The sequence below is a fragment of the Leptospira levettii genome (assembly GCF_002812085.1).
In the GTDB taxonomy this organism is placed as follows: domain Bacteria; phylum Spirochaetota; class Leptospiria; order Leptospirales; family Leptospiraceae; genus Leptospira_A; species Leptospira_A levettii.
This window is the reverse complement of record NZ_NPDM01000005.1, coordinates 94,165-113,231: the sequence shown is the minus strand read 5'-3', so window position 1 is coordinate 113,231 and position 19,067 is coordinate 94,165. Positions and strand designations below refer to the sequence as shown.

General features: G+C 36.4%; 21 protein-coding genes. 3 read left to right on the top strand and 18 right to left on the bottom strand.

Annotated elements, in window-relative coordinates:
* The 3 genes from CH354_RS14520 to CH354_RS14510 are packed head-to-tail and all read right to left on the bottom strand — an operon-like array spanning window position 1 to window position 3,191.
* Entirely contained in the window at window positions 1-1,041 is a 1,041-nt protein-coding gene (locus CH354_RS14520) for an NAD-dependent epimerase/dehydratase family protein (RefSeq protein WP_100715920.1), read from the bottom strand.
* The gene (locus CH354_RS14515) at window positions 1,031-2,506 is read right to left on the bottom strand and encodes a sugar phosphate nucleotidyltransferase (RefSeq protein WP_100727919.1); all 1,476 of its coding nucleotides are present in this window, start codon (window positions 2,504-2,506) and stop codon (window positions 1,031-1,033) included. Before CH354_RS14515 ends, CH354_RS14520 begins: the two co-directional genes overlap by 11 nt.
* Before the next feature lie 34 nt (window positions 2,507-2,540).
* Entirely contained in the window at window positions 2,541-3,191 is a 651-nt protein-coding gene (locus tag CH354_RS14510) for a hypothetical protein (protein WP_243396104.1), read from the bottom strand.
* On the opposite strand from CH354_RS14510, the gene CH354_RS14505 reads away from it, so the two are divergent.
* Entirely contained in the window at window positions 3,183-4,691 is a 1,509-nt protein-coding gene (locus CH354_RS14505) for a peptidase MA family protein (protein ID WP_207762725.1), read from the top strand. The two genes, CH354_RS14510 and CH354_RS14505, sit on opposite strands and share 9 nt — an antisense overlap.
* Here CH354_RS14505 and CH354_RS14500 read toward each other — a convergent pair.
* From CH354_RS14500 to speE, 11 genes are all read right to left on the bottom strand, one after another.
* Entirely contained in the window at window positions 4,645-5,658 is a 1,014-nt protein-coding gene (locus CH354_RS14500) for a DUF1574 domain-containing protein (protein WP_243396103.1), read from the bottom strand. The two genes, CH354_RS14505 and CH354_RS14500, sit on opposite strands and share 47 nt — an antisense overlap.
* A 131-nt stretch (window positions 5,659-5,789) precedes the next feature.
* Complete coding sequence (locus CH354_RS14495) at window positions 5,790-6,152, bottom strand: protein kinase family protein (RefSeq protein WP_100715923.1); 363 nt, start codon at window positions 6,150-6,152, stop codon at window positions 5,790-5,792.
* A 58-nt stretch (window positions 6,153-6,210) separates the two neighbouring features.
* Window positions 6,211-6,657 (bottom strand): SRPBCC family protein, encoded by a 447-nt coding sequence (locus CH354_RS14490; RefSeq protein ID WP_100715924.1) that lies wholly within the window; start codon window positions 6,655-6,657, stop codon window positions 6,211-6,213.
* A gap of 103 nt (window positions 6,658-6,760) precedes the next feature.
* Entirely contained in the window at window positions 6,761-8,074 is a 1,314-nt protein-coding gene (locus CH354_RS14485) for an SAM-dependent methyltransferase (RefSeq protein WP_207762724.1), read from the bottom strand.
* Window positions 8,031-8,834 (bottom strand): DUF1365 domain-containing protein, encoded by an 804-nt coding sequence (locus CH354_RS14480; RefSeq protein WP_100727951.1) that lies wholly within the window; start codon window positions 8,832-8,834, stop codon window positions 8,031-8,033. The genes CH354_RS14485 and CH354_RS14480 overlap by 44 nt, the downstream gene beginning before the upstream one ends.
* A gap of 8 nt (window positions 8,835-8,842) precedes the next feature.
* Window positions 8,843-10,114, bottom strand: coding sequence for an NAD(P)/FAD-dependent oxidoreductase (locus CH354_RS14475; protein WP_100766526.1), 1,272 nt, complete (start codon window positions 10,112-10,114; stop codon window positions 8,843-8,845).
* Window positions 10,115-10,140: 26 nt separating this feature from the next.
* Window positions 10,141-10,959 (bottom strand): orotidine-5'-phosphate decarboxylase, encoded by an 819-nt coding sequence (pyrF, locus tag CH354_RS14470; RefSeq protein WP_100766525.1) that lies wholly within the window; start codon window positions 10,957-10,959, stop codon window positions 10,141-10,143.
* Window positions 10,956-11,834: a hypothetical protein gene (locus CH354_RS14465; protein ID WP_100766524.1), complete on the bottom strand. Its 879-nt coding sequence runs from the start codon at window positions 11,832-11,834 to the stop codon at window positions 10,956-10,958. Before CH354_RS14465 ends, pyrF begins: the two co-directional genes overlap by 4 nt.
* Window positions 11,831-12,556: a hypothetical protein gene (locus tag CH354_RS14460; RefSeq protein WP_100727915.1), complete on the bottom strand. Its 726-nt coding sequence runs from the start codon at window positions 12,554-12,556 to the stop codon at window positions 11,831-11,833. The genes CH354_RS14465 and CH354_RS14460 overlap by 4 nt, the downstream gene beginning before the upstream one ends.
* Window positions 12,546-13,742 (bottom strand): hypothetical protein, encoded by a 1,197-nt coding sequence (locus tag CH354_RS14455; RefSeq protein WP_243396102.1) that lies wholly within the window; start codon window positions 13,740-13,742, stop codon window positions 12,546-12,548. The genes CH354_RS14460 and CH354_RS14455 overlap by 11 nt, the downstream gene beginning before the upstream one ends.
* 69 nt (window positions 13,743-13,811) lie before the next feature.
* Entirely contained in the window at window positions 13,812-14,657 is an 846-nt protein-coding gene (speE, locus tag CH354_RS14450) for a polyamine aminopropyltransferase (RefSeq protein WP_100727913.1), read from the bottom strand.
* 140 nt (window positions 14,658-14,797) lie between these two features.
* Here speE and CH354_RS14445 point away from each other — a divergent pair, with 140 nt between their 5' ends.
* The gene (locus tag CH354_RS14445; protein ID WP_100727912.1) at window positions 14,798-15,247 is read left to right on the top strand and encodes a hypothetical protein; all 450 of its coding nucleotides are present in this window, start codon (window positions 14,798-14,800) and stop codon (window positions 15,245-15,247) included.
* A gap of 71 nt (window positions 15,248-15,318) precedes the next feature.
* Entirely contained in the window at window positions 15,319-15,708 is a 390-nt protein-coding gene (locus CH354_RS14440) for a DUF302 domain-containing protein (RefSeq protein WP_100727911.1), read from the top strand.
* A gap of 21 nt (window positions 15,709-15,729) precedes the next feature.
* On the opposite strand, the gene CH354_RS14435 is transcribed toward CH354_RS14440, so the two are convergent.
* The 4 genes from CH354_RS14435 to CH354_RS14420 form a co-directional block, all read right to left on the bottom strand.
* Window positions 15,730-15,960, bottom strand: coding sequence for a hypothetical protein (locus CH354_RS14435; RefSeq protein ID WP_100727910.1), 231 nt, complete (start codon window positions 15,958-15,960; stop codon window positions 15,730-15,732).
* Window positions 15,961-15,972: 12 nt separating this feature from the next.
* Window positions 15,973-16,641, bottom strand: a complete 669-nt coding sequence (locus tag CH354_RS14430; RefSeq protein WP_100727909.1) for a YdcF family protein — start codon at window positions 16,639-16,641, stop codon at window positions 15,973-15,975.
* Between the two features lie 628 nt (window positions 16,642-17,269).
* Window positions 17,270-17,911, bottom strand: coding sequence for an HAD family hydrolase (locus CH354_RS14425; RefSeq protein WP_100727908.1), 642 nt, complete (start codon window positions 17,909-17,911; stop codon window positions 17,270-17,272).
* 216 nt (window positions 17,912-18,127) lie between these two features.
* On the bottom strand, window positions 18,128-19,012 hold the full coding sequence (locus CH354_RS14420) for an LA_2444/LA_4059 family outer membrane protein (protein ID WP_100728372.1): 885 nt from the start codon (window positions 19,010-19,012) through the stop codon (window positions 18,128-18,130).
* Window positions 19,013-19,067 lie beyond the last annotated feature (55 nt).

Here is a 19,067-nt window from a genome sequence, read left to right as displayed (position 1 = left end):
TTATTTACCAGCGATGTTGAATACGTCTTTATTTGCTTCTATCCATTTCAAAAGACGAGTGACCCCTTCCTTCGGCAGAATTTTTGGATTGAATCCAAACTTTTTTGCTTCCGAAATATCACAAATGAAATATCGCATATCACCAGGTCTTTCCACTTCAAAAAGAATTTCCTGTTTTTTCCCAAGAATTTCTCCTATTAAGGTAATACATTCTAGTAAGGAAATTTTATGTGGGCTTGCACCCCCGATATTGTATACACCAGGAATTGGATTTTTGAAAAATTCTAGATACGACTTTGCACCGTCTTCCGCATGCAGGATGTCTCGCGTTTGTTTACCGGTTCCAAAAATTCTAAGTGGTAATCCAAATACAGAACGAATTGCAAAATTAGCAACCCAACCATGATCTTCGCCACCAAACTGACGTTCACCGTAAATTCCAGTGAATCGAAAACTTGCAGCTTTTACTCCATACATATCGGTGTAAGATCGAACATAATGTTCCGCACTCATTTTTGATGCATGAAGAGGGGAAATTTGACCAACCATCGTAGGATGTGTAACAGGGATTTCAACTGGTTCACGAACATAAGAAGTTTTATCTTCTTTTAAACTATCGTTAATTGAGTTTCCATAAACGTGAATAGAAGAAGTATTTACCACAGGAATTTTATGTTTCCGTGCTGCTTCCATCACATTAAAAGTACCAATCACATTTGTTGAAAAATCAAGCTCAGGGTCTTCCCAAGAGATAGTCATTGCAGGTTGGGCAGCGGTGTGAATGATATAATCACAATCGGCACTTCGATCCATCAGATGTTCTAAATTGCGGATATCACCTTTCACCATTGTAACACCCAGTGATTTGAGATAATTCCAATTATAATCTCTTGTCGCATCTGATCCGTAACCAGTTCTTTTTAACTCATATTTTGTCATGTTATCGAAACTGACAACATCCCAACCTTCTTTACGAAATAATTCACAAACATGCGAACCTAAAAATCCGCATCCACCTGTAACCAATACTTTATTCGCCATCGCGACTTTCTCCTAGGAAAAACTTTTTTGATAATATCAATTTTAATATTTGGAATGAATCAGAAATCATATCTCGAAGACGATATTCGATTTGCCCTACTGGCTTAAAATAAGACACAGGAATTTCTATACATCGCATATGTGATCTTACGATATCGATCATCAGCTCAACGATAAACTTTCTATCTTCGACAACAAGTTGTGATCTGACTCGATCATAGGATTCTCGCCAAACAGAGAAAAATTGGCAGTCGACGTCTGTAAATCTAGGCTCTTGCCCCCACCAAAACACTTCGACAAGTTTTCCCATAAGTAAATTCACTAAACGATACAAGGGTTTTAGATTTGAGCCTTGTTCTATCATCTGCCTTGTAGTTCTTGTACCAATGACCATATCCGAATCCTTCATATATTCAAGAAGCTTCGGAAAATCTTTAGAACGAAAAGATCCATCGGGTGATACAACTACTAAAATATCTCCCGTTGCATATTCAATTCCCCTTCTCACTTGTTCACCTAATCGTGTAGAGTCTCCATCACCAGGGAAAGTATATGTTTTTACTTTTTCTTTTTTTGCGAGCGCGAGAGTATCATCCGTTGATTCATTGTCAATGACTATGATTTCATTAAATTTATCTTTAAAATCAACAATGACATCAGTAATCGAACGTTCATGATTATTCGTTGGAATGATAAGGCTTGTTTTAAACTTAGAAAACAAATCATTACGCACTTCATAAACAGCGTGGTAATAATCCTGCATTGAATTAATGTTAAAGTATTCACAATTCAACATAGTTGCAAATACACCACCCATTGACTCTTTTGCCATTTTATCGATAACATCTGTTATCTCAATGACACCTGATTTTGGCGAAGGTGGTGTTTTTTTGAAAAACTCAAAGTATTCAGGTGTAAAAAAATAACTTCCTAATCCCAATAGTTCGTTAGGTGGATTTTCTGGTTTTTCTACCAAATTCAAAATTTTGTCTTCTGACAAAACAACGGAATAGTTTTTACGAATACGAGAGAGAAGAGAAGTTTTGACAACACCGATGGACGCAGCCATTTTTGGATGTTTTTTCAAAACTTTTAAAAAGTTTTCATGGTCAGTTCGGTAATAAAACTCATCACCGAGAATGGTTAAAAATGGCTCGCGGATTGTTTTTTCAAGACTGGCCACGTCGGATGCCAGACCTCGTTCCGTCCATTCCACGGGTTCGATCACAACTTTGGGAAGTGCCAATCGAATTTGTTCTAATTCACTGATAATCTGTTCTTTGAGGTGCCCTACAAGGACATAGACCTTTTCGATGCCAAAGGTTTTGACCATTAACTCCACGTTCCGATGGAGGATGGTCTTACCTTCTATGACAAAAAGGGGTTTTGGTATAAAACTAGTGCGGGGGTAGGCTCTTGTGCCTTTTCCAGCTGCGGCTATCACCCCAATTCTGATCTTTTTCAATGTAAAAGGAAAGTCCCTGGAAGGAACGATTGGGTCAATTAGAAAAGGATCGTTTCCATTGGTAGAATTGCAGTTCCTGGTTCCGTTTGAACCCCGAAAAAGGCTCCCAATTCCCCTTGGAAGGGTTCCAAATTTTTGTTGGAGGTTTTCCCCCCAAACCATTCAAATGGAAGCCCCAAAACCCCTCCGTAACTTCAGGAGAGTCAGGGATTTGTACAGCGACAGGGTTCCCCGCGGTATGATCCAAGTAGAAACGAAAGGGAAGATTTTTTTCGGTTCCGAGTAAGGATTCGGAAATTACCCACTGGTCTTTTTCATTTTTAGTTAAGTGGAAAACCAAATGGTCACAATCAAACCTGCGTAAGAGGGCAAATTTGGCATCCCAAACCGTTTTGGCACGGATCTGGCAAGCTTCTGGAACTAAGATCCAATTGGCACCATCCTTCGTCATTTTCCCTACAAACAAGACTTCTTCCCAACCGAAGGTTTTTTTGTATCGAAGTTCTTGGGCATTGTAAAAAGACTTTCCCTTTTCAGAAAAAATTTCTATCCCTAAAAGTAAGTATCCGTTTTCAGTTGTTTGACGGTCTGAAAAATACAATCCTTCAATTGACTTTCCATAAAAAGGCTTCGTCCAAAGAATGGAGAGAGTAAGGAAAAGTAAAATCGCTAAATTATGATGCATTTTCGAAAAAAAATCTTACTCCCTTTGTTCTTTTTAATCACTTCATTCTCACATTGCAATCCGGTTAATTCTGAAATTGGGAAAAATGATGACCTCATTTTGTTACTCGGAGCGTATTCCTTACTGGGAGCCAATTGTTTTTCTGGCCCTGATTTATGGGCAAGAGATTTGCGAACACAAAGTAGTGTCTGTGTTCCCGTAGAACTTGTCAGTTCTGGCACCTACATTGAAGTGTACAAAGAAAAATCCTTATCTTTAAACTTTAACTTAGTTCAATTTGCTAAAGATTTTGATACCATCACCTACCCAAAATTAATTGAAACATTTGGAACACCGAGTGATGTTGATGGAGATGGGAAAGTGAAATTACTAGTGATGGATATCAAAGATGGAGCAACGGCTAACAGTGCTTATGTTGCAGGATATTTCGATCCTATCAATTATTTCCCAGATAATTTTCTTCTTCGAGTGAGATCAAATTTTGCAGAAGTTTTGTACTTAGATGGGAAAGAACTGATTGCAGCGAATTCCAAAGACCCAAATGCATTTGCATCAACAGCAGCACACGAATTCCAACACTTACTTAGATTTCCAAGAATGTATGAAGCAAATCAATCAGACGAATTGTGGATCAATGAAGGTACAAGCGAAGTTGCAAGTGATATCGCAGGTTATGGACCTCAAACAAGTCGATTGGATTGTTATTCAGGTGTAAACGATTCTAGATGTGATGATGGAATCAATGGGGTTTCCTTATTAGATTGGAATAGCAGTAGTTCAGATGTTCTAAAACAATATTCCTTTGCTTATGTATTTATGAGATACCTGTATGATAGTTCAGGAACAAATGATACACAACGGAAACAATTTTTTCGAAATACGGTGATTGGGGCAAGTGGCACAAGGGCCAATTCCTCTGGCAATCTTATGAATGTTTTCAAAACCAGTGAAAATTATGATTCAACCGTTTTAACCAATACAAATTCAGATATGTTTTTTCGAATGTTTGCTGTCCTCACAGCACAGAGTTTTGGGATTGGGAATGTATCCTCTGTCCAACAAGTCACAAGTGATGGACAAGGAGCATCGACAGTTGATTTGTCTGGAGTTTTGACAAAATACCCTCTTTCTTCCAGTTTGAATCGACTTGTTACAAACCCTGTGACGCCAACAACTGCCAAAACGACAATCAAACAAGGGGCTGCAAACTTTTATACTTCCGCAACCCCTACTTTTTCAGCACCTAATACTCGGAAAAACTATGGTCGACTAACAGGGATTTCACAAGGAATTGTTTTTTGGGCAGACTCACCTCAAGGATTCAATACAAGCCTAAAATACATCCCGGGAAAGGATGATTCACCCATTCAAACTCCGAACAAACCAAGATCATTAAAATCTGTCATTGAAAATTCAACGAATAGTGGGATGATTCCAATTTGTGGAATTGAATTTACAAACGATTTGGCTCATACCTACGAAAGTAATCCAATAAAATAGAACGCATTAAACTTCTATAACAATCTTTAGCAACGTGTCCACCATCAGCAAAGGCATTACAATTATAAGAAGGGTCATCTTTTAATTTTAAAATCGAAAAATTATGCTCTTTTGTGATTGAATCAATTTCCGTCTCCCAAGTTTTTACAAGAGATTCTTTTTCCATCAATGATTCAAAATCAGGAGATGACAAAGGCCATACAATCACTGCTTTGATTTTTTCCTCTTGTAAACGGTTGAGAATTTTTTCATAAAACCCAAATTGCATATTACTCCTTTGGTAAGATGCAAATAACCAATCAAGTGTTCTATGGCTTGTTAAGAGAAGTGCATTGGAATCTTTTTCCATATAATTATCAATGGGAGACAAACCATTTCCATTATGAGAAATTATATAATCATAAGTTGACTGATGCATTCCTAGAACATTATCTAAATATGGATTTTTGTAATTTTTCCACATTTGGTCTATATAAGGCTTATAAGTTCCAACTGCAAAAAGTTTGCGACCAAGATAAAAGGAAACATGGTCTTTCCCAAATAAAGATAAATTAGAAAGAACATATCCCAAATCAAAACTATAGGTTAAATTCGAACTTTTAAATACAGAATTTTGATTAAATTGGTTTGGATCGGTCTCCATGATCACAAGGTCAGGTTTGATTCCTGCATCTAATATTTTTGTGAGTTGGAAATCATAATAGGCTGGAGTTGTAACTGCCGATGATAAGTTGTAAATTTCCCAATCTGGATAAAAAGATACAAGTTCATCATAATCAAAATATAACAAACGAGAAGATCCTAAAATCAGCATGATTTTTTTCGTTTTAGGAGAGTTTACGCCAGGTTTCTCTTTTAATAATTTTTCTAAAAAATCTGATTTAGCTTTATAGTTAACAGCAGTTAAGTCAATCTTGGCGAGTGTTTGGATGTATGGGATCCTAAAAATAGAATCTACTAAAAACAAAAAAATCAAAAGGTAAACTGGATAAAAAAGGAACCGTGCCTTGAGCATATCTGAAAGGAGAAAGGAAACGGATTAAATTGTAAAGCGAATTGAGATAACTCCCTCAGACTTTCGAATGAGGGAGTAAGTGATTATGCTACTTGTGTACGAGCAAGTTTGCGTTTCTTTTTGAGACTTAGGAACCAATCATCAGCCTTACGAACGTGGCTTACTAACTTTTTCACGTGTTCTCTATTTTCTGGATTTAAGATTTCACGTGCTTCTTGGATGATTTCTTCCACTGTCTTCACATGGAATGTGAAATAACTAGTAAAGAGTTCATAATACTCTCTATCAGTGTTTTCCCAATCCTTTGATTGAATGTCATCAAACATTTCAAATAACTGTGGTATGTCGATCTCAGGTGTCGCATCAAAATGATTGTTCATCATTGCGATACGGTCTGTTATATCAGTTAATTTCTGGAAATAAGATTCCAATTCAGGATATTCCATCTTCCAACCCTCCTTAACAACCCTTACTTTTACCAGGATTTTAGAAAGGGTCGAGAGATCAAGTTTTTTTCATAAATTTGCTGATATCTGGATTCTGTTTTAAAAATTCTTTTAAGAGGACAGCTTGTCCATCCCACGCATCTTTTGCACTTTCCAACCAAACATTTGATGATTCGTTATCTGGGAATCCTCCATTAACAATCGTTAATCTGGAAGTATTGGCGCCGGTGCTTTCAAATAATAACTGTAAAAAAACATCTCCTGCTGGATGATCTTTCCATTCCATCACAAGTTCACGGAGAGGTTCTATTTTTTTATAGGTTCCGTGGGAAGTGAAATTTCCTTCCAGTCCAAGTTTCCATGTCCAAGAAAACTCCCCTCCTACTTTTGGCCTACCCCGCACTTCATCTGCTAACCAATGCACTAACACTTCATAAACGGTGACCGCTGACCATAAACGTTCAATTGGTTCATCAAATGTAAAAACAGACTTGGTTTCTCTCATAGACAGAGAAATACGTTTGGAAGCTTAGTTTGGCAAGATGTTTTTTAAGCAATAAAATCCCAATGGATGGAAATAATACCTTTCCATTGGGAGTAAATAGAATTTAGATATTTAAATTGTTGGGTCTTACATAGACAGATTGTACAACGCTGATGTTTCGCATTTGGAACGCTGCTGCACAATATGCTAGATAGTATCGCCATTTACGGATAAAGGTTTCGCTATATCCTTGGTTTCTCACTTCTGTTAGGTTTTCTTCAAACGCTTTTAACCACAATCTAAGAGTTTTTGCATAACTAAGTCCCATATCTTCTAAGTTATGAAGATACATGTCACCAGTACGGTTAATCGCTTGGTTCATTCGACCAATGGATGGCAGAAGTGATCCAGGGAAGATGTGTTTTTGGATAAAATCAATTCCCTTCTTAAAAGAAGTGAATCTAGAATCTGGACAAGTGATCACTTGTAATGCCATGATTCCATCTTGTGTGAGTAAATCTTGGCATTTTTGAAAGAAGGTTTCGTAATATGCATCCCCCACAGCTTCCAACATCTCTACCGATACTAGTTTTGTAAATTTACCTTCAATTTTGCGATAATCTTGGATTCGAATTTCAATTTTATCGGATAAACCTTCTTTTTCAATTCTTTCCTTTGCAAATTTGTATTGTTCCTCAGATAACGTAACAGTAGTTACCTTGCATCCATAGTTTTTTGCTGCATGAATGGATAAAAATCCCCATCCACTTCCGATTTCCAATAAATGATCTTTGGGATTTAGTTTTAACTTTTGACAGAGTTTATCAACTTTAATCGTTTGAGCTTCTTCCAGTGACTGGTCAAGAGATTCAAAATAGGCAGAACTATAGGTCATTGTAGGATCAAGAAATAACTTATAAAAACTATTTCCCAAATCATAATGTTCCACTATATTCTTCTTACTTCCAGTTAGGGTATTCCTTCGAAGGAAATGTAAGAACTTATTTCCCAAATTGAATAAATCCAAATGGAATAGTTTTTTCTTGGCTCCAGATAAATTAGGAGCTTCGTCCACATTTAGAATGAACCATGAAATTACATTCTCAATGGAATCTGTATCCCAATCTCCGGTTAAGTAAGATTCGGAAAATCCAATGTCACCATGTAACACTGATTTCTTGAAGAATACAGGATTTTTGACATGGATCAGTGCAGAGTGAAACTTTGGTTCAAACTTACTATTGGTATCACCCAATATCACTTGTTCTCCATTTGGGAGAATCATTCGAAGGGATCCACGTTTCATGGAACTCATCGCTTTAAAAAATATTTTCCTGTAAATAGGATATTGTTCGGTAACCGACTTATCCTTTAGTTCACTAAAAAGCTCTGAATCAATCGTTTCTTGTAAAAGGGACTGGTTCGCTGATTTTTCCAAGGGGAACTCCTGTTTGTTTCTCTAAGTTTTGGTGTTTTTTTATGTAAGGGATTTTTTTGATCCACAACTTGAATGCTTGCCAATGAATCAATGTTATTATTTTGACGGTAATAATTGGAAATTGGATGAAAAGTTTTAATAAGTATTTCGATCGAAAACGAATTTTTTTTCCTATAAAGGACGTAATCAATATTCGTTTCCCATCCTCATAAGAGTCGACTCCGATCTGTAATTTTTCATTGGGTACATTGAGTCGAAATTCAAATTCAGAATCTAATGGAATGAATGGAGAGACATAAAAGTTCTTTGGTTCTCGTATGTATACTTCAGGATCGGCAATGGTTCCCTTACTCTTTTGGAATGTCCCTATGTATGGTTTGATTTCCCCAAAGGTATTTCCTACTTCTGCAATCGCAACAAGTGGTTCTCCCGATGTATCAAAACAAAAGTAAAAACTAACAGGATTGAATACATAACCTAATACTCTTAGGTTGGTTAATAGGGAAATTTTACCAATCGGTCCTTTGACACCTGAGGCTTCTAAAAACGCTTTTACATTTTCATAAATGGATTCTTTTCCAAACTGTAAGTGGTCCTTGTCATAAAAGGAAAACAAATTCCACCGATTCCTGGAAAACAGTAAACTAGACTTTGCCAATTCATCAATTTCTTCCAAGTCCAAATAAAAATTAAATATTTTATACTGGAATTTGTTTTGTGTGGGAGCGGTACGCATATGAAATACGTCCGCTTCATACATACAGGAATTTAAGTCCATGGGTCTCGTTTTAAAATACTTTTTGATACATTCACTGCTGACAAAAATCCATCTTCATGGAATCCATATCTAAAATAAGCACCTGCATAATAAATTGGACCATCCTCATTTAACATGGGCAAACGATTCTGACCAAGAGACGCTTCGACCGAAAACAATGGATGTTCATAATCAATTTTTTTGATTGTATGGCTTTGTTTCACACGACCAGGATCATTGATGGTTACAAAATAATTCTTCTTTTTGGAAACATTTTGTAAACGATTCATCCAATAGATGGTATATGGTTCCAATTTTCCACTATTTGACTCTGTGATTTTATAATTCCAACTCGACCAACAAGATTTTATGGAAGGCATATCAGAATCATCTGTATGTAAGGTGGCTGTATTGTGTTGGTATTTGTAAAGAGGGAGTAATTCTTTTTCGAGTTTTGTTGGGTTTCCGAGTAATTTAGCGGAAATATGTCCATGTGTCGCAAGAAGGACTTTGTCAAAAACTTCCTTTTTCCCCTCAGGTAACACAAGTTCCACTTTCCCATTTGGCAATCGGTTTACCGCTAGTACTGGTGTATTCAATCGGAATCGGTCTTGGATGGGAGGAACGATTCGTTTTACATATTCTTTGGATCCTCCATCAACTGTATACCACTGGTGTTGTGTGCTTAAGCCCAAAAATCCATGGTTATAAAAAAATCGGATGAGTGATTTGGCAGGGAATTCCAACATCAAATCAGGTGGAGTGGACCAAACAGCGGAACTCATGGGAACCAGATAATAATTGAGAATGTCTTTTCCATACCCAAAACTTTCCATATAACGGCCCAAATTCCAATCATCGTAAGTTGGGTTATCTAAAATTTTCGGTGCTTCCGTATTAAATCGATTGATCTCGAGTAACATTTTTAAGTAACGAGGACGGAAGAGATTTTTTTTCTGAGCAAATAAACCAGAAAGCCCAGATCCACAAAACTCCAGTTTGGTGGGATCATATTGTACACTGAATGACATATCCGATTTTTTGGTCGGAACATTTAAAGTTTGGAATAAACGTAATAAATTTGGATACGTAACATGATTGAATACAATAAACCCAGTATCAATGGGAATTTGTATACCATCTTCTTCTACCATGACTGTATTGGTATGACCACCGATATAATCGGCATGATCAAAAATGGTTAATTCAAAATCGTTTTTTAAAAAGTAAGCAGAACCTAAACCTGCGATTCCAGTTCCAACAATTGCTAATGTTTCTTTCACTTGATTCCCTAATGGTGATTAGACCGTTAAGGGAAGAGTTGGTTCATTTGCAAATGTACTTCTTCTGATTTCTTTTTAGAAACTTCTCCAAAATTTTCAGCAACCGTACTCACGGTGATCCCACGAGATGAATTGATGATGGCATCCTTCCCACTTGCTTTGATAATGGATTCTAAATCTCCACCTTGTGCTCCAAAACCAGGAATGAGAAAACATAACTCAGGGTGGCGATTACGTAAGGATTCAATTTCAGAGGGATGGGTACCTCCAACCACTAAACCCAATTGTCCAGGATAGGATTCTGCAAGGCGTGCCATTTGGTCACTCACCTCTTCGTATAGGTACAAATCTCTGGACCCAATCCTTAATTTTTGAAAATCGGATGAACTCGGATTTGAGGTTAACCCTAAAACAAATAGATACCCGCCCAAATCCAAGTAAGGTACAAGGCTATCTCTCCCCATGTAAGGATTCACTGTGAGGGCATCCACCTTTAAGGTTTGGAAAAAATACTTAGCATACTCTTTTGCCGTATTCGCAAGGTCCCCACGTTTGGCATCCATCACAATGGGAACTTCTGGGGAAATTTCCTTCATTAAGTGGACTGTATGTTCTAATGCAAAATAACCTTCTGCACCAAGGCGTTCAAAAAAGGCAATATTGGGTTTCCAAGAGACTGCATAAGGATGGGTGTATCGAACGATGGTTTCTGCAAAAAATACAAGAGGTGATTTTGAATCCAAACAAGGTTTTGGTAATTTTTCCAATTCAGGATCCATTCCAATGCATAATAGGGATCGTAATGTATCTCTTCGGGAATGGAATTTGGTTAAAAATGAAGTCATGGATTGGATTTTGATTCCTTGATTTTTTTCTTTTGTTTTCGTTTTTCTAATTCGAGAGGGATATCTCTTTTTTTATAACGACCATAGATATGCCCTGGAATTACAGCGACAGCTGTTAATGGGTTCACTACCACATCTCCGATGGCTCCACCCACATATGTAGAGTAAGCAGGTGTTAACAATTCATAGGAAGAATCTAATTGAGTGAGATCCTCTTTTTCTGCAAAATAATTTAAAGCATCGTCAGAAGCTTTGGCCTCATGGTAAAGGGCCCCAACGACTGGAATGGCATAAACAACTGCATACAAAGTCCTTTTTTCTCTTTGCGAAAAATCCTTTGCATGTCCACCTTCGTGGATCACAACAGGTGGTAGATCAGAGTAGACGTTGATTGTATTGGTAAAAGAATTATAATGATCACCACCAATGGTACCAGCGAACAATCTACCTGGCAAAAAAGTATAGGCAAGGAGAGAAATGGATCCAAAAAAGTACCGGATCACCGGGTTAATGTTTTTGTTTTTGGAAAGTCTACGCCATTCCGATAGAGGAGCATACTGGTTAAACCTTACTTTTACATCCCTCAAATTGTTTTCTTTGATGTAACGAATTAAGTATTCTTTGGTTTCTTTCGAAATATAATGGTTATCCGCTTTTCGATTCCACAATACCAATTTGGAGGGAAGTGAAAAAACCCAATTCCCTGTTTGGTCCAAAATCCAAATGGGTTCCCCTTCTTCAAATTGAGGGTCATCTTCTGTAAATTCAGGGCTTGGGTGGTAAGGATTCCCATAATTATAAGGTTTTTCCAATGAATAACAATTGGAAAAAAATACCAAACCCCCCAATAGCAAAATGAATCCAAATCGTTTCATAAACTTTCCAAAATTTCCTTTAACTTAGGATCCACTGGTTCTTGTTTGGTGGGTGTTTGTTTCGGAATGATTTTTTGATCCTCTAACTTTTGTGACTCGGTAGATTTTTCAGAGTAACCCGAACGTATTTCTAATTGGGTGAAAAGTTCTGTCAACGCATTTCGGCCCAATTGGTTTAATTGGTCTTCACGGTTCCCACGAAATCCATTATAAGGCACATACCACAAAAGAGGTACCAAAGTGATGATACTCCCTGTTAAAAAACAATTGGTAACCTTTGAATCAATTTCATCATAATAATTAATTTCTTCTTCAGCATAACCTCTGATTTGGATTTTTGCCTTTAACCGAACATAGGTTAAATTTTTAGAACACCGATCCAAAGATACTAATTGGAATTCCTCAACAAATATCGACCCCCCTCTTTCTATAAGTAGTGGGTACCGGGACTCTCGGATGGAAAGTTCTTTTCGGATGAGATAGGACAATGGACCATATTCATTTTGTAAGGCTTCGGAATCAAAAAAATATGGATCATAGACAGCCATTTGCTTTCGATTTTCTTGTTTGACCTGGATGGCAATATGATCCATTTTTTTTACAAAATCATATTCCCTTTCATTTGGAAAAACTCTGTACACTCGTAAGGATATTCCACAATGCAAAAACCCAAATAAAAACAAACCCAAACTTGAAATAGAAAGGAATCGATTAATAAACATAAGTATACCCAAAGTACAAATTCGAAATACCGTAGGATCTCATAGGACGACCCTTCCCTCCATCTGCTTCATAATATGCAGAACTCACAAAATAATCCCTAACACCTGCTAGATAAGATTCTTGGTTTAAGGCACGAAGCCCTGGTGCTTGGGATTCATTGGCACGCCAATTATATTGGATGGCCTGTAAACCCAGATGGAATTTATGATTCGGGTAAGGAACCCAATTCAATTGAGCATTCAGATTCAACCCAACAATCGTCGTTAGAATTCGTTTTTCTGAGAATAAAGAATACACCTCATCAGTTGTGGTACGTTCACCCCCAAATCGGCTCACTCCCCCACTACTTATGAAACTATCCCTTCTGTACTTTAAATTCCCAACGGGGGTAAAAAACATATCACCGCCAAATTCATAGGAATAATTTTCAAAAAACTGATGCACAAATTTAAAACCAGTACTCGGAGCCACATATTGGATTGAATCTCGGAAAAGTCCTGTTTGGCCCAATGATTGTGAATTTTGGGAAGAATTTGAATTTAACGATCCCATTCGAAATCCGAATTCCCACACAAATCTCTTGTTATGCGAAACCTCATCATGAACTAATACCGATAATTTATGGTCTGCGCTATAAAATCGATCCGTTTGGAATCCTAATTGGAAACCTGCAATGTCTCCGATGGAGAAAAAATTTCTCATGGTAGAATACTGCATGTAAACATATTCAATGCCCCATTTTTTGGAACTATGTTGGTAGGCAATCCTTGGTGAGAGTGTACTCGAATTTTTTCTTGTATCTTCCCATTCCATTTGGTAAGGAAGGGAGCGGATATTTTGGTATCCCATAGGGGATCTTGGAAAATACGGAGAACCTGCTTGGAACGCAACTCTTCCATCATCTAACGCCCATTCTTTGCCCGAATTAAATACTGCATTTTGACTTAAAAAACGAAACCCAAATTCCCAATTCCCATTCATAAATTCGAGTGAGCCATTCTTCGTAGTTGGGAGATTTTGGTTAGGTGGGATATAATCTGGCTCGTTGTATTTAGAATGGAAATTTTCCTTTCGAATCCGTTTGATTTTTTCTCGGATGAGGTTAGCTTTTTTTTGAAATCCTCTATCTTCAAAGGATTCAGCTTCCAATTCCATCTCTGTTGCTTTTGTTTCTTGTGCAAACAATAGATTAGTATTTCCTAAAAGGAAAATACAGAAAATGAAATTGGAAACGAATCGCAGTTTCAAAATGATTTAACCTTTACGTTTGATATAAGCTTTTGCAAACTCAGGCAATACAAACGCAGCTTTGTGGATTTCAGGGCTATAGTATTTAAGTCCTTTTGGAACTCGTTTTGGATCTGGTGTGACCGAATACGGATCAATTGCATTCGATAAAAAAGTAAACCCAATGATACCAGAAGGGTAAGTGGGAATCGTTGTGTAATAGTATCCATACTCAGGGAAAATTTTGGGGATAAATTCAAAGAGTGACGTGATCACATCCCCATGGTACCAAAACGATTCTGCTTGTGTCGCAATGATCCCAGTAGGTTTTAAGGCACTTGCCATATCGCGAAAAAAAGGTTCCTTAAACAAAACCTCTGCGGGGCCCACAGGGTCACTCGAATCTACAAGGATCACATCAAAACGACCTTTGTTATCTCTTGCAAATTTTGCTCCATCATCATAGTGGTGAATGACTTTCGGGTCTTTCATTGCATCTGCACATTCAGGAAAGTATTTATAACTGATGTCGACTACGGCTTTGTCAATCTCACACAAAACAACTTCTTTGACAGACGGGTGTTTTAATACTTCACGAACCGTTCCCCCATCTCCTCCTCCAATCACAAGGACAGATTCTGGGTTGGGATGACTCATCATGGGGATATGCGCAATCATCTCATGATAAGAATGTTCGTCTTTGTTCGTAACCATTGTTACACCATCTAAAGTAAACATACGACCGAATGATTGTGTCTCAAATATATCAATTTTTTGGAACGGAGATTGTAGGCTTTCGATTGTCTTTGTTACTCGGTAACTGACAGCTCGCCCTTTTTCTAATTCCAATTTTTCTGTGTACCAAATCTCCATTAAATGCTCCTAAGGATTCTCTCTTTGAACCAGAATAGGAATGGGAAGAAGAAGGTGTAGTTTTTTTTAAAGATTTAGGAATGGGAAAGCTTAAAAATTGAACTTGGCGGGAATCGGTCAGTACCATTCCATAGATTTGTATGCAGAAATATTCTCGCGTTTTTTACCTCGTCGGTTTTTTAGCGATGCCACTCTTTATTTTACTTTTGGTTTTTGGCTACATCAAAATCAACCAAATGGCAAGTGAAGAAATCCATTGGGGCCATAATAAATCATTTGCGATTGGACAAGCTTCTAGAGAAGGAAAACTCATTTTATTATCCGTCACAAAGTCTCGTTGTGAGATGTTAAAGGGATTGGAATGTGGGGAAGGAAAACCAGACCTTGGAACCTACGTCCTACTCAATTTCACTCCTCGTGACAACGAATTCCAAACCCTCATTTTGGATGATCGTTTTGCCTCACTGAAAACGGACTCACTCCCGCAATACTTTCTTTTGAACGCATCAGGTGAAATTAGGCATACTTCGAACCAACTTCCCAGTGTAGAAGAAATGCAAAAACTTCCGAAAAAAGAAACTTCTCCTTAAAAAAGTAAAAAAAGCTCTTGCAACTTCTAATCTTTCCTATACCCTGCGGGGTATAGGAACTCGGAGGATATATGTTAGGGTTAACCGTTCACAGAAAAAAAAGTTTTGAAGAAACCATAAACGATACCACAGAAGCGTTAAAAAAAGAAGGTTTTGGCGTTTTGACAACCATTGATGTCAAACAAACCTTAAAAGACAAAATTAACGTTGATTTCAAACGTTATACCATCCTTGGCGCATGTAACCCTAGTTTTGCGCATAGAGCCTTACAAACTACAGACGAAATTGGAATGTTATTACCATGTAATGTGGTAGTGACAGAAGAAAAAAATGGAGAAATCAAAGTTTCCATTTTTGATCCTATGACTATGACAAAACTCGTCCAAAACTCCGAACTGGAAACCATCGCCAAAGAAGTGCAGGACAAACTTGTAAGAGTGATCCACCACCTCCACGAATAAGGTACTTTCTGAAATTGTTCGTCAATTAAGGGGGCGCCTCGCCAATGGATTTAAGATTCGCATTTCGTCCATTAGGCGATCCCGCTGTCCGCTCCAATCTTTCGCCTTGCGAAAGGATTTCCGCTTCCATCGGTGGCGCATGAGACCATCAAAATGGGAAATGGACCATTTGTAACTGGTAGATGGATTTTGATTGAGAACGTCGAGTAGTTTAAGAGTTTCAGCAATCGCTTTAGGTTCATCTTGTTTCATTTGTGTTTTTAATTATTTTAATAGATGCAAATCATATTCTCTCGAAACTAAAGATTGGAATGCAATTTCAACATCCTCAGGAATTTGCGTTTTTACCTGGAATCCCAATTTAGGATATTCCATGATCCTCTGCAAATCACCCACAATTTCATTCAAGATCAGAAAAAGATTTATGTGCGAATGTGGAGCTTCCAGAAGTTTATAATTTGGTGAAGAAATATAAAAATGAGTATCATTCCATTGTTTTTCTAAAGCCAATTTAAGCCTTAAAGTCATAGAAGGTTTCTGTATTGCAATCACATTGGATACGTGAAAATTCATAGAACTGAGCATTTTTTTAGAAAACAATATATTTTCACCAGTGTTCGTTGATTTGTCTTCGATCCATATATTTTCTTTCGGAATAGCAAGTGAGATTATATGATTTGCAAAAGCCAATGCTTCGGACTTCGGGAAAATATGTTTCGTAAAAAAATTCAATCCCCCGGAAAAAAGAATGTATTCCGCATAACCTGAACGATACAGTTCCGCTGCATATTCAGCGATTCGTAGGTCATGACTACAAGGAACAAAAATTAAATCTGCTTTCTGAATTGGATCATTCAATGTTAGGAAATTCCAGATAGTGGAAGCCAAACTTAATTCCTCATCTGTTACTTTTTTTTCAAATAGATGTTTCATTTAGATAATAAAGGATAACGAACTAAATTTACCGATGTTTCCCGACCAGTTAGCAGAGTAATACACTTGCACTGAAGCAGGGTCGCCATGCTGGCGTTATGGGAATAGAATCGGGAATCCATCATTATAAAATTTTCTCCCGTATTTCTATCAATCACATTATTCTATGAAATCTTCATCAATGTTTTTTTGAACCTAGAGATTCAACTGTTAAAATTGCTATATTAGATTTAGTATTGAAATATTTAATTCCTTTATTTCTGCATTAGATAATATTTCAGTCTCAAATCTAACAAGTATTCGATGAATTTCATTTGCTCATTGGCTTCAAATTTGCTCTCGTTTTCATCGGTGGCGAGACACTAGCATTTACATTTGAGATTAGGATTCAAAAGATTAGTTAATAAAACTTAATATATCATAAAGGAATCCAACTCCAAACCAAACCACTGAGTACATATTGTTGATTTTGATCCAACCATAGCAAAAACCATTTTGGAAACGATTGATTCTATGGAATGAAAACTCTTTTCATTTTTGATGCAGCAACATAATACCTAAAGCGATGGTTTAGAGATGAAACGTAGCGGTACGTCTCTGTTATGCGCCTTATAAAATATACAAATCACTATAATTCGTAAATTTTTTTATCTTTAAAATTATCAATAACGATATCAGCTAGGGATAGATCTTGATTTCCTGAATTTGGATTTAAAAAACCAATACAAAACATATTCGCAGCTTTTGCAGCTTTAATTCCGTTTGTACTATCTTCTATAACAACACAATTATTAATGTCACAATTAAAAAATTGAGAAACTTTTAAGAAGATCTCAGGATTGGGTTTTCCTAAGGCGACTTCTTCGCCACTAATAATGAAATCGAAATAATCTGTGATGTTAAGTTTATTTAAAATCAAGTTAATATTTTTACGTAAAGATGATGAAGCAAGAGCGATTTTATAATTTTTACTTTTTAAGAAATTTAAGTATTCTACAAGGTAGATGGTAGGCTTTAATTCTAAACTGGAAAGTGTATTAAATTTCATATCCTTTTCTAGTTGAATGTAATGATCAACTTCTTCAGGGAGTTTGAATTCTGTTTTTAAAAAATTCCAAAATATTTTTGCGGAAATACCCACAAATTTCTGATGAATATGAATCGGTAAATTAAATCCCATCTCATGAAACCATTTTTGATTCATGTCTAAATAAATTTTTTCGCTATCTAGGATAACTCCATCCATATCAAAGATAAATACATTTTTCATAATTTAATTCAGAAATCCCCTCTGTTTTTAGGAAAGTATTTTTGTTATGACGCATAACGAACTAATTATAATGAGGTAGGCTGACTCTAAGTTTCAGAATGGGACGTTAGGGACTAGCATGAAGTTTCCCGATGCTAATCCTGTGACAGAATGGGAATTTGCCACAGGCTAAGTGAGGCCTAGTGCCGAATCGAAGTGGTAATGTTATACGCCGTTTTAAAATTTATAAGTAATAGAGGCAAAAGTAGATCCTGAATATTCACTTCTTGCGTTCGCTTCAATAGCGGATCTTACGAGTAAGTTGTAATATAAGTCACTTGCAATGATATTGCTTCTATTAAGTTTTACATTAGCAAATTGGTCAATAAAACCAAATGATAAAACAATTGAATCATTTAATTCGTAACCAAGAACTACTTTTATTTCACGAAGGAAATATTTGGTAGCAGGATTATCTTGTATATCTAAAGTTTCCGCTCTCCTTCCAGAACTTACAATTGAATAGTCAATATTTGAAATACCATTCAAAACAGAATATCTATAGCCAGATGAAATATAGAATCCATAAAATCTCGGAGATTCAAGTAAGAAACCAACTCCAATTCCTTTGAAGTTTTGTGAAAAATTGTAATTATAGTAACCGTAACTTCCATCACTGAGATCACTTTGCAATCTCTGGAATCCAACATTGAGTATGATTCTATTTTCTATAAAATGGTAGTTCAAAAATAAATTTTGTTCGGATCTGTAAAAAGTACCAAGATTACCTTTACTATAAAAACCGGAATTTGGATTAATTCTTTCAAATGTTGAATTTGTTTTTTTATATTCGTAGAAATTACCTTCAATACTAAACTTTGAATCACCTAAGAATTTTATGAATCCAAATGTATTATACTGAATGGAAGGTAATTCATAAGCTAAAGCGAATGGGAAAATGCAGTTGTAAATGTTTAATTCATTTGGAGCTACGTATCCATTATTTCTTCTTAAATAAATTTGGTTTGATTTTTTTTCTTTTTGTTTGTTGTCTATTTCTTCTTCTGCATAGATGCTGATATTTAAAATTAAGAACACAATTAGAATTAATTTATTTTTCATATTTTCCTTAAGATTTTTTTTTCAAATGGCGCATAACTTACAGTTATTTGAATCA

What these genes read in the sequence shown, in the direction of transcription:
- CH354_RS14520 (WP_100715920.1), bottom strand. Translation starts at nt 1,041, where the DNA reads ATGGCGAATAAAGTATTGGTTACAGGTGGATGCGGATTTTTAGGTTCG.
- CH354_RS14505 (WP_207762725.1), top strand. Translation starts at nt 3,183, where the DNA reads ATGATGCATTTTCGAAAAAAAATCTTACTCCCTTTGTTCTTTTTAATC.
- CH354_RS14510 (WP_243396104.1), bottom strand. Translation starts at nt 3,191, where the DNA reads ATGCATCATAATTTAGCGATTTTACTTTTCCTTACTCTCTCCATTCTT.
- CH354_RS14495 (WP_100715923.1), bottom strand. Translation starts at nt 6,152, where the DNA reads ATGGAATATCCTGAATTGGAATCTTATTTCCAGAAATTAACTGATATA.
- CH354_RS14490 (WP_100715924.1), bottom strand. Translation starts at nt 6,657, where the DNA reads ATGAGAGAAACCAAGTCTGTTTTTACATTTGATGAACCAATTGAACGT.
- CH354_RS14480 (WP_100727951.1), bottom strand. Translation starts at nt 8,834, where the DNA reads ATGTATGAAGCGGACGTATTTCATATGCGTACCGCTCCCACACAAAAC.
- pyrF (WP_100766525.1), bottom strand. Translation starts at nt 10,959, where the DNA reads ATGACTTCATTTTTAACCAAATTCCATTCCCGAAGAGATACATTACGA.
- CH354_RS14465 (WP_100766524.1), bottom strand. Translation starts at nt 11,834, where the DNA reads ATGAAACGATTTGGATTCATTTTGCTATTGGGGGGTTTGGTATTTTTT.
- CH354_RS14460 (WP_100727915.1), bottom strand. Translation starts at nt 12,556, where the DNA reads ATGTTTATTAATCGATTCCTTTCTATTTCAAGTTTGGGTTTGTTTTTA.
- speE (WP_100727913.1), bottom strand. Translation starts at nt 14,657, where the DNA reads ATGGAGATTTGGTACACAGAAAAATTGGAATTAGAAAAAGGGCGAGCT.
- CH354_RS14445 (WP_100727912.1), top strand. Translation starts at nt 14,798, where the DNA reads ATGCAGAAATATTCTCGCGTTTTTTACCTCGTCGGTTTTTTAGCGATG.
- CH354_RS14440 (WP_100727911.1), top strand. Translation starts at nt 15,319, where the DNA reads ATGTTAGGGTTAACCGTTCACAGAAAAAAAAGTTTTGAAGAAACCATA.
- CH354_RS14435 (WP_100727910.1), bottom strand. Translation starts at nt 15,960, where the DNA reads ATGAAACAAGATGAACCTAAAGCGATTGCTGAAACTCTTAAACTACTC.
- CH354_RS14430 (WP_100727909.1), bottom strand. Translation starts at nt 16,641, where the DNA reads ATGAAACATCTATTTGAAAAAAAAGTAACAGATGAGGAATTAAGTTTG.
- CH354_RS14425 (WP_100727908.1), bottom strand. Translation starts at nt 17,911, where the DNA reads ATGAAAAATGTATTTATCTTTGATATGGATGGAGTTATCCTAGATAGC.
- CH354_RS14420 (WP_100728372.1), bottom strand. Translation starts at nt 19,012, where the DNA reads ATGAAAAATAAATTAATTCTAATTGTGTTCTTAATTTTAAATATCAGC.